This is a genomic window from Tunicatimonas sp. (assembly GCF_049647865.1).
Classification (GTDB): domain Bacteria; phylum Bacteroidota; class Bacteroidia; order Cytophagales; family Cyclobacteriaceae; genus Tunicatimonas.
Window position 1 is genome coordinate 1 of record NZ_JBARYM010000682.1, and the last position, 8,489, is coordinate 8,489.

Consider the following 8,489-nt stretch of genomic DNA (forward strand, 5'->3'; position numbering starts at 1 on the left):
TGGGTATTAAGGTTTGGAAACTATGCCAATCCCTAATACCTAATACCTAACCCCCCACACTCATGGAAATTATACTTCGAGAAGATATAAAAGGATTAGGTTATAAGGACGATATCGTTACTGTAAAAGGTGGCTACGGTCGTAACTACCTGATTCCGCAAGGGTTAGCCATTATTGCTAGCTCTTCTAACAAGAAAATGATTGAGGAGAATGTTCGTCAGGCATCACACAAAGCTGAAAAAGTGAAGAAAGATGCCGAGGAAATTGCTACTAAGCTAGAGGGTGTAACGTTGGAGCTTCCGGCCAAAGCTGGGGAGAGCGGGAAAATATTTGGAGCGGTCACTGTACTTCAGATTGCGGATGTGCTTAAGGAGAAAGGCTTTGATATTGACCGCCGTCGCATATCGCTCAATCAAGATATAAAGACACTGGGAGAATACTCGGCTGAGGTTGATTTGCACAAAGAAGTAAAGCAAAACATTTCAATACAGGTAGTAGAAGCCTAAGCTCTTTAAAGTTTTAGTGTAAGCAGCCCTAATCATTTTAGGGCTTTTTTTGTTAGAGAGAGCAAGCCCGACGCTCTATGTTTCGTACTCCCGTTGAAATAACCCTGCCTAACAAATGTATCTCACTGCACGATTCACTGTTCTTTGTAGGCTCCTGCTTTGCGCAAGTTATAGGTGAACGATTTCAGCGAAATAAATTTGGCACCTGTATCAATCCATTCGGTACATTGTACAATCCGATTTCAGTATTTAGTTTGTTACTCAATACTATCAATCAATCGGTACCAGACGATAAAACTTACTTAGTAAATCAGGGCGTACATTACAATTATAAGTTTCATTCTGACTTTAGCAGTGAGGCCAAAGAAAAGTTGCAAGTGCAGATTGAACAAGCACTGATAAGTACTCGAAGTTATTTGGAGCAGTGCAAGTGGGTAATAATCACATTAGGTTCGGCCTTCGGGTATGAATTAAAAAAAACGGGTCAACTGGTGGCAAACTGCCATAAAATGCCGTCTCAGCTATTTTGCCGCCACTTACTAAATCCCGATGAAATTACTAAGCAGTTTGAGCAGCTCTATAGTGCTTTAAAAGTGCTAAATCCCGATGTTAATTATATTTTAACGGTGAGTCCGGTGCGACATCTGCGCGATACGTTGGTGCAAAATTCGGTGAGTAAATCGGTGCTCCGACTGGCTTCGCATTCCATCCACGAGAACCATCCGGAAGATGTTCGTTATTTTCCTAGCTACGAGATATTAATAGACGAGCTGCGGGACTATCGCTTCTATCAGGCTGACATGCTACATCCTTCAAAGGTGGCCGAAGATTATATTTGGCAAAAGGTAACAGAGTATTATTTAGATTCTGATGCTCAGCAATTTTTAAAAACCTGGAATCCTATTTATAAAGCAATGCATCATCGGGCGTTTCGTCCGTCTTCAGAGGCCCATCAGCAATTTTTACAAAACACGATTAATCGGTTAAAGCAGCTTAGTAAGCAGGTAGATGTTGAAACCGAAATTCAAAAACTTGAACAGCAACTTTTATGAGCACCGAATCTTCAAAACCATCTAACCATCTTATTCACGAAAATAGCCCGTATCTGCTCCAACATGCTCATAACCCGGTTGATTGGTACCCGTGGTCAGAAGAGTCGTTGCAGAAGGCGAAAGATGAAGATAAACCCATTATCGTCAGTATTGGCTATTCGGCCTGCCACTGGTGCCATGTGATGGAGCGAGAATCATTTGAAGATGAGGAGGTAGCTAAGTTAATGAATCAGCATTTCATTAATATTAAACTAGATCGGGAAGAACGCCCTGATGTAGATCAGATTTACATGGAAGCAGTACAGGCGATGGGCTTGCAAGGAGGTTGGCCGTTAAATGTTTTTTTAACACCCGATCAAAAGCCATTTTACGGCGGAACGTATTTTCCTAAGGAAAACTGGTTACAGATACTCAATAACGTAGCATTAGCTTATGAAAAACAGCGGGATCAAGTAGTTGAAGCAGCCAATAAGTTTGCCGAAGGCCTACAAACTAGTGAAACGTTGCGGTATGATATTGGAGCTTCTCAATCAGAATTATATCCGGCTTCGGTTCAGCGAGAGTTGAGGGAAGTGTTCAGTGAATTTTCTGAGCGGTTTGATAGTGAAAAGGGCGGTTTGAATAAAGCGCCGAAGTTTCCTATGCCGAGTCAGTGGCTATTCTTACTACGCTATCATTTCCTTACAGAAGACGAAAATGCGCTGAACCACGCGCTACTTACATTAGACCGGATGGCCGAAGGTGGCATTTACGATCAAATTGGTGGAGGCTTCGCTCGATACTCCGTAGATGCAGAATGGTTTGCCCCCCATTTTGAAAAAATGCTCTACGACAACGGTCAACTGCTAAGCCTGTATGCCGAAGCGTTTAGCATTACCCATAGTGACCTATACCGACAAGTACTAACCGATACTGTGACCTTTGTAAAGCGCGAGCTTACCAGCCCCGAGGGAGGGTTCTATAGTGCCTTAGATGCTGACAGTGAAGGCGAAGAAGGAAAGTACTATGTCTGGAGCTACAACGAACTTGAACAGGTATTAGGCGATACTACCAATATACTGACGGATTACTTTAGTGCTACTCCTCAAGGAAATTGGGAAAACGAAAATAATATTCTGCACCTTAATATGTCTGAGGGTGAATTCACCCGAAAGTACGAGCTGAGTTTGCCCGATTTTAGCGAAATAGTTAGTAAAGCAAAACAGGATTTACTTGAACACCGTTCGCAGCGAGAACAGCCTGAGCTGGATAATAAAATTATTGCTGGATGGAACGGCCTAATGCTCCGGGGGCTAGTAGATGCCTACACTGCATTAGGTGATGAACCTATATTAAAATTAGCTCAGCAAAACGCCGAGTTTCTGCAAAGTAATCTGATTCAAATAGAAGGTGAGTTTGCTAGTATTTCTCATACTCAGGTAAAAGGTGAGCAACAGATTGCTGGCTTCTTAGACGATTACGCCTTTGTTGCTGATGGACTAATTGCGCTGTATCAGGTTACCTTTGAAGAGAAGTGGCTACACTTGGCTAACCAACTGATCCAGTATACACTTGAGCACTTTTACGATCAAAAAGAAAAATTCTTTTTCTATACTCCCGCTTCTTCTGAATTAATTGCTCGCAAGAAAGAACTGTTTGATAATGTAATTCCCGCTTCTAATTCGGCTATGGCTCGCAATCTGCATAAGTTAGGCGTGTTGTTGGAGAAGGCAGATTACACGGAACTAGCTAAAGGTATGCTAAGCCGGATGCTACCACTGGTTAAACAATACCCTACGGATACTACTAATTGGGCCGTGCTAGCCACCGAAATGTCTTTGCCGATGGCCGAGGTAGCTATTGTGGGTGCTGACTATTGGGAAATGGCCTCAGAACTTATTCAGCACTATCACCCTAACAAAGTAGTTTTAGGTACTAAAGACCAAAGTGATCTTCCATTGCTAAGAGAGCGACATACTGAAGACAATCAAACCACACTCTACGTTTGCTATGATAAAACCTGTCAACTTCCAGTACACGCCGTATCCGAAGCCCTGGAGCAACTACAGCGGAATCTGCCTTAAGTAGATAGCCATCTTCTGGCTTCGTCCAGTATTATGAATATAAATCTTTTAGAACCTTTTACCTTACAAAGACGTACTATATAAGCACTGTCTTGAAAAATGGGGCCGACCGGATTTGACAGGATGAGTGATTACGTGTGTAAGCATGCAGGCGCATGGGATGCGCGCCTTGACTCCTGAGTCCTAAACCATACTTGGCGAATCTAATTACGCCATGGCCGCCTAATTTTAGTCTTAGACTAGAATAACGGGCTTCTCGGTTGAGCGAATCGCTCCCGGGCCACATTCTGCCGACCGCTGTTCCACTCGGTTGGGTTACAGAGTGTCGACTTAGTAGAACTAGCTAAAGCGGCACTGCGACGCTTTAGCGAAACTTTAGTAGATACGGTTACTAGTAGGTCCGCTACTTACCTTAGGTAACCCGACAATTCAAAAATAGCTAAGCATGTAGAAGACTCGATAGTGGCCTTCTCTGGACGAGGGTTCGAATCCCTCCGGCTCCACAAATTTTATTCAAACACGCACAAAACCCTCTAAATTTTAGAATTTAGAGGGTTTTTTCTTTTTATCCCCTTCATTTTATTCGTGAATTCCTGTAAATTAGGTGAGCAATTCGGTTACCTATTTTGGAAAATGCAATAGGTGACCGAATCTTAATTTAGTAGTAAATTCATGCTGTGCAATGTTCTCTATCACTGCTCTTTTAGTTATATAAGTATACAACTAATAAAAGTGAGAAAGTCTCTGTTTGGGTAACTGTATATGGTAAAAGGACAGGGGGCAAGCGGTGGTTAAGGTCTTAGAAGCTGTTTGAGTTAGTAAATCTTGGCAGAAAGCACTATTGTTTTTGATGCGAAACAAAACCTATAGCTCTGATCTTTCTGCCAAGTCTTGGCAAAGTATAGAGAAATTGATTACTGTACAAAGGAAAAGCAAATGGGAGTTAAAAGCCATCGTGGATAGTATCCTTTACCTGACTAAAAACGGCTGTGTCTGGCGCGACCTTCCCTGCTGCTTCCCTCCATGGCCAACAGTATTTTGGCGGCCGCCGCGCGGTATTTCTCCAAATGGACGGCTGACGGTACCTGGAAAAATATCAGTGACTGCTTAATCGTAGATCTGCGAGAAAAAGTAGGAAAGCCTGTTCAGCCACGTGTTGGTATCATTGATAGTCAGAGTGTAAAAAATAGTCCTACCGCCACAGAAAGCACAGGCATAGATGGTGGAAAGAAGCTCAAAGGACGAAAACGGTTTTTCTTGGTGGATACGATGGGGAGCTTATTGGATAGTTTCGTAGTGCCAGCCAACTGCTATGATGGAACGACTGCTCTTTCCTGTTGGGATAAACTTTCTGTTGACAATATATTGTTGGATAACCTCCGATATGTGTATGCTGATGGGACATTCGGGGGGCAGTTCAAACAGGGGATGGATAGGCAGTTTGAAGTATCCGTGATTATCCCCAAAGTACCCATCGCCAAAAAAGGAAATGTCTGTATACACGAAAATAGATGGATTGTGGAAAGAACAATTGCATGGACGGTCAACAATAGAAGATGTGTGAAGGACTATGAGCGCAAAACTGAACATGCTAACGCTTTCCTGACAATCGCTAATATCAGAAGAATTGTACGAAAAATTTAACTCAAACAGCTTCTTAGACTTTCAGGTGTTTTAACCTTCAGGTATGCGTCCTACGTAAACCTCATCTAAATATTTTTCTTATTACTTATGTGAGCAGCAGCTAAGTGAGATAGGTTATCTGATCTTGATCAGTACTCTGAAAGGTAGGGTTATCAGGTACCTATATGGTTAGCGATGGTAGATTAGGCTACTGTTTGATTGTCTAAAAAGCTGTGGCTGCAATTTTGAAAGTACCATGCCACGGTGGCCCATCAGCAACTGGATGAATGTATCAAAACCATGATTTTTGTGTTAGGCCTTAAAACGGGGCAGTGGTTGCCAGGACAAGGTTACGCTATGACTATTATAAGAGTGAAAAGAAAATCTCTTCAGCCTCTTTCATCTCAGACTTGACTAATTGAGAGTATCGATGCTATATCATTCTAACTTTAAACATCTTATCTCACTATTGTCCTGTATTTAAAAATCTATTTGTCTTCTAGGTAAAGTTCATTCCTCGAAGGGGTTAGTGAGTGACATTGAATACTATAAAGTTAACCTCTTTTCTATTTATCCGCTTCTCCCTTATGTAGAGTAAGCGAATGCATCACTAGCGATCGCTTACTTGCGACTCTTACCGATTACTTATTGATTCTATTTAGGCAACAATCGTACAGAAGCGCAATGATAGAAATGCATTTACTAGTCAAATAGTTGTCCTTTAATTTTTTTGGAAGACTTCTCTTATGATGTATCGTTTCCTACTGTTGTTCTTTTGGCCGCTATTGTTGCTTCCCTCAGGTTCACTTGCTTGGGATTTCCCAACCTTCCAACCTTCCCCTCTTGCTCAGCCAGCGACCAAATCCATAGAATCCTTGTCATTGGATAGCTCAGTAATTATCCGAGCTAACCCAAATTTTCAAACAAGCCAATTTAATCGTTGGCTCTACGGTGAAAACTACCGAGCTGAGTGGGATGCGCTAGTAACTCTGCCTGTGTTTAATATCGGAATGGAACACGGTGGGTTGCGGGTGGTGCAACGGGGAGGCGGTGGGCAAACCCTATCGCTACGTTTAGAAGCCGACGACAAGCATCAGTACGTGCTCCGCTCGGTGCGAAAGTTTCCCGAACGCAACATTCCGGATAATATGTGTAGTCCCTTCGTAGAAGAAGTTGTACAAAACCAAACCTCAGCTTCGCATCCTTTTGGTGCTCTGACAGTACCCGATTTGGCCGATGCAGCAGGCGTGTGCCACACCAATCCGCAGATCATGTACGTACCGGATGATCCCCAGCTGGGTGAGCACCGTAGCACGCATGGTCGCTCTTTAGCCCTGTACGAAGAACGGCCCGATGAAGACTGGTCACACTTGAAAAGCTTTGGTTACGCTAAAGAAATCTACGGCACAGAAAAGATGCTGGAGAAGTTGCAGGAAGATCAAGATAATGAAGTAGACCAGCAGGCATTTTTGCGAGCACGACTGCTAGATCTACTTATCGGCGACTGGGACCGGCACGAAGACCAGTGGCGATGGGCTAGCTTTGAAAAAGACAAGGGTAAACGATTTGTCCCTATCCCCCGCGACCGCGATCAGGTATTTTACAATAGCGAAGGACTACTGCCTACCGTCATCTCCTGGGAATTTATCCTGCCAATGTTCCAAGGCTTTAAGGAGAAAGTTCGTAACGTCAACTCCTTGTTTATGAATGCCAAGGACATCGACCGTCGCCTGCTGAATGGCTTAAAGCGAGATGACTGGATTGCTGCTGCTCAGCGTATGCAAGCCTGCCTGACCGACGCGGTAATTACGCAAGCGATCCACCAAATGCCCGTCTCAGTAGTAAGACTATCCGGGGAAGAAATTATCCGAAAACTGCGTGTACGTCGCGACAATCTGGTACACTACGCAGAAACCTACTACTCCTTCCTGGCCAGAACGGTAGTAGTGATCGGCACCGACAAAAAGGAGCTTTTTCAGGTAGAACGGTTGGCGGATCAGCGTACGCGCGTTACGGTATTCAAACTAAGCAAGAAAAAGGAGCGCGTTGAGCAAATAATATTTCAGCGCACTTTTCTCTCTGACGAGACGGAGGAAATCCATTTTTTCGGGCTAGGCGATGACGATGACTTTCGGGTGGTTAGTGATGTGTCGCGGGGTTAGTACTTTAACGTCAATTATTCTATAAGAGTCTGAATAATAGCGGATTGGGTTGCATAGAAGTGTAAAAAGGTCAAGATTTACGAGTGTGTGAAATACTCATTGTACAAAACAAAGAATATGCAAATCTTGACCGAGACGAAATTAACCGAAATTTTTGTAGAATCCGATGATTTTCTGTTGGCACTACACCATGTAACTACCACCGAAGGCTTACCTGATTCGGTATGGCGTTCGCGTTTTTCCCGCAGCGAGGCGACCGTCGCACGGTGATGAGCGTACTAGTTGCTTACCATCTATCAGGTCAGAAGTGTTTGAAATACTTCTATCATCAAGCTATCTTGGGACGTTACCGGAGTTGGCTACCCGATGCCCCTTGTTATGAGCGATTCGTAGCCTTGATTCCACACGTAGTAGTTGAACTCTACCTACTGCTCAAGTATCGCTGCCAGCCTGCTTTAGCAGAGAACTATATTGACAGTAAGCCCCTAAAGGTTTGTCATATCAAGCGGGAACATCAACACAGAGTTATGGCTGATTGGGCGGCTAAAGGTAAGGGCTCGATGGGATGGTTCTATGGCTGTAAACTACATGCGGTAGTCAATCGGGAAGCCCAACTGGTTAACTTCTTACTCACCGCTGGCAACATCGCCGATAACAATCATCAACTGCTTGCTTACTTACTCAAAGATGTGCGTGGCAAAGTCTACGGGGACAAGGGCTATTTGAGTAAACTTAAAGAAGTCTTATTAGAGAAAGGTACTGATTTGGTCGCCAAGATGCGTAGAAATGGCAAAAAGGATGCCCTTGTGCATCAAAAAGATGCCTATTACCACCGACACCGCGGACTTATTGAAACCATCTTTGGGCAATGGGTAGACTTGATTGATCTTGAACATTCTCGGCACCGCTCCCCCATCAACTACTTATGCAATGCCTTTGCTGCGCCGCTTGCCTATACCTTTATGGATCAACATCCGCACATCATCGCTTTCGAGGACCGAAACCGTCTCCTAAAAGCAGCTTAGAATAGTACTTTGCTTATAGATAGTGAATAACTGACGTTAACTTATGGTCTGCATCGGC

Annotated in this window: 8 protein-coding genes and 1 other RNA gene; all 9 read left to right on the top strand. The window is 43.6% G+C overall.

Annotated features, from left to right (window positions below; all coding sequences use genetic code 11):
* Window positions 1–62 precede the first annotated feature (62 nt).
* The 9 genes from rplI to WBA23_RS19960 all read left to right on the top strand — a co-directional run bounded on the left by rplI (window position 63) and on the right by WBA23_RS19960 (window position 8,431).
* Window positions 63–506, top strand: coding sequence for a 50S ribosomal protein L9 (rplI, locus tag WBA23_RS19920; RefSeq protein WP_424584036.1), 444 nt, complete (start codon window positions 63–65; stop codon window positions 504–506).
* A 77-nt stretch (window positions 507–583) separates the two neighbouring features.
* Complete coding sequence (locus WBA23_RS19925) at window positions 584–1,558, top strand: GSCFA domain-containing protein (RefSeq protein ID WP_424584037.1); 975 nt, start codon at window positions 584–586, stop codon at window positions 1,556–1,558.
* Entirely contained in the window at window positions 1,555–3,621 is a 2,067-nt protein-coding gene (locus tag WBA23_RS19930; protein WP_424584038.1) for a thioredoxin domain-containing protein, read from the top strand. Before WBA23_RS19925 ends, WBA23_RS19930 begins: the two co-directional genes overlap by 4 nt.
* Before the next feature lie 101 nt (window positions 3,622–3,722).
* Window positions 3,723–4,127: a transfer-messenger RNA gene (ssrA, locus tag WBA23_RS19935) on the top strand.
* Window positions 4,128–4,471: 344 nt separating this feature from the next.
* Complete coding sequence (locus WBA23_RS19940; protein WP_424584039.1) at window positions 4,472–4,732, top strand: transposase; 261 nt, start codon at window positions 4,472–4,474, stop codon at window positions 4,730–4,732.
* Window positions 4,645–5,265 (top strand): transposase, encoded by a 621-nt coding sequence (locus WBA23_RS19945; protein WP_424584040.1) that lies wholly within the window; start codon window positions 4,645–4,647, stop codon window positions 5,263–5,265. The genes WBA23_RS19940 and WBA23_RS19945 overlap by 88 nt, the downstream gene beginning before the upstream one ends.
* 725 nt (window positions 5,266–5,990) lie before the next feature.
* Window positions 5,991–7,406, top strand: a complete 1,416-nt coding sequence (locus WBA23_RS19950) for a hypothetical protein (RefSeq protein ID WP_424584041.1) — start codon at window positions 5,991–5,993, stop codon at window positions 7,404–7,406.
* Between the two features lie 126 nt (window positions 7,407–7,532).
* Window positions 7,533–7,676: a hypothetical protein gene (locus WBA23_RS19955; protein ID WP_424584042.1), complete on the top strand. Its 144-nt coding sequence runs from the start codon at window positions 7,533–7,535 to the stop codon at window positions 7,674–7,676.
* Window positions 7,631–8,431, top strand: coding sequence for an IS982 family transposase (locus tag WBA23_RS19960; protein ID WP_424584043.1), 801 nt, complete (start codon window positions 7,631–7,633; stop codon window positions 8,429–8,431). Before WBA23_RS19955 ends, WBA23_RS19960 begins: the two co-directional genes overlap by 46 nt.
* Window positions 8,432–8,489: the final 58 nt, after the last annotated feature.

Bases quoted from the DNA above. Each gene is read 5' to 3' on its own strand.
- rplI (WP_424584036.1), top strand. From the start codon at position 63: ATGGAAATTATACTTCGAGAAGATATAAAAGGATTAGGTTATAAGGAC.
- WBA23_RS19925 (WP_424584037.1), top strand. From the start codon at position 584: ATGTTTCGTACTCCCGTTGAAATAACCCTGCCTAACAAATGTATCTCA.
- WBA23_RS19930 (WP_424584038.1), top strand. From the start codon at position 1,555: ATGAGCACCGAATCTTCAAAACCATCTAACCATCTTATTCACGAAAAT.
- WBA23_RS19940 (WP_424584039.1), top strand. From the start codon at position 4,472: ATGCGAAACAAAACCTATAGCTCTGATCTTTCTGCCAAGTCTTGGCAA.
- WBA23_RS19945 (WP_424584040.1), top strand. From the start codon at position 4,645: ATGGCCAACAGTATTTTGGCGGCCGCCGCGCGGTATTTCTCCAAATGG.
- WBA23_RS19950 (WP_424584041.1), top strand. From the start codon at position 5,991: ATGATGTATCGTTTCCTACTGTTGTTCTTTTGGCCGCTATTGTTGCTT.
- WBA23_RS19960 (WP_424584043.1), top strand. From the start codon at position 7,631: ATGGCGTTCGCGTTTTTCCCGCAGCGAGGCGACCGTCGCACGGTGATG.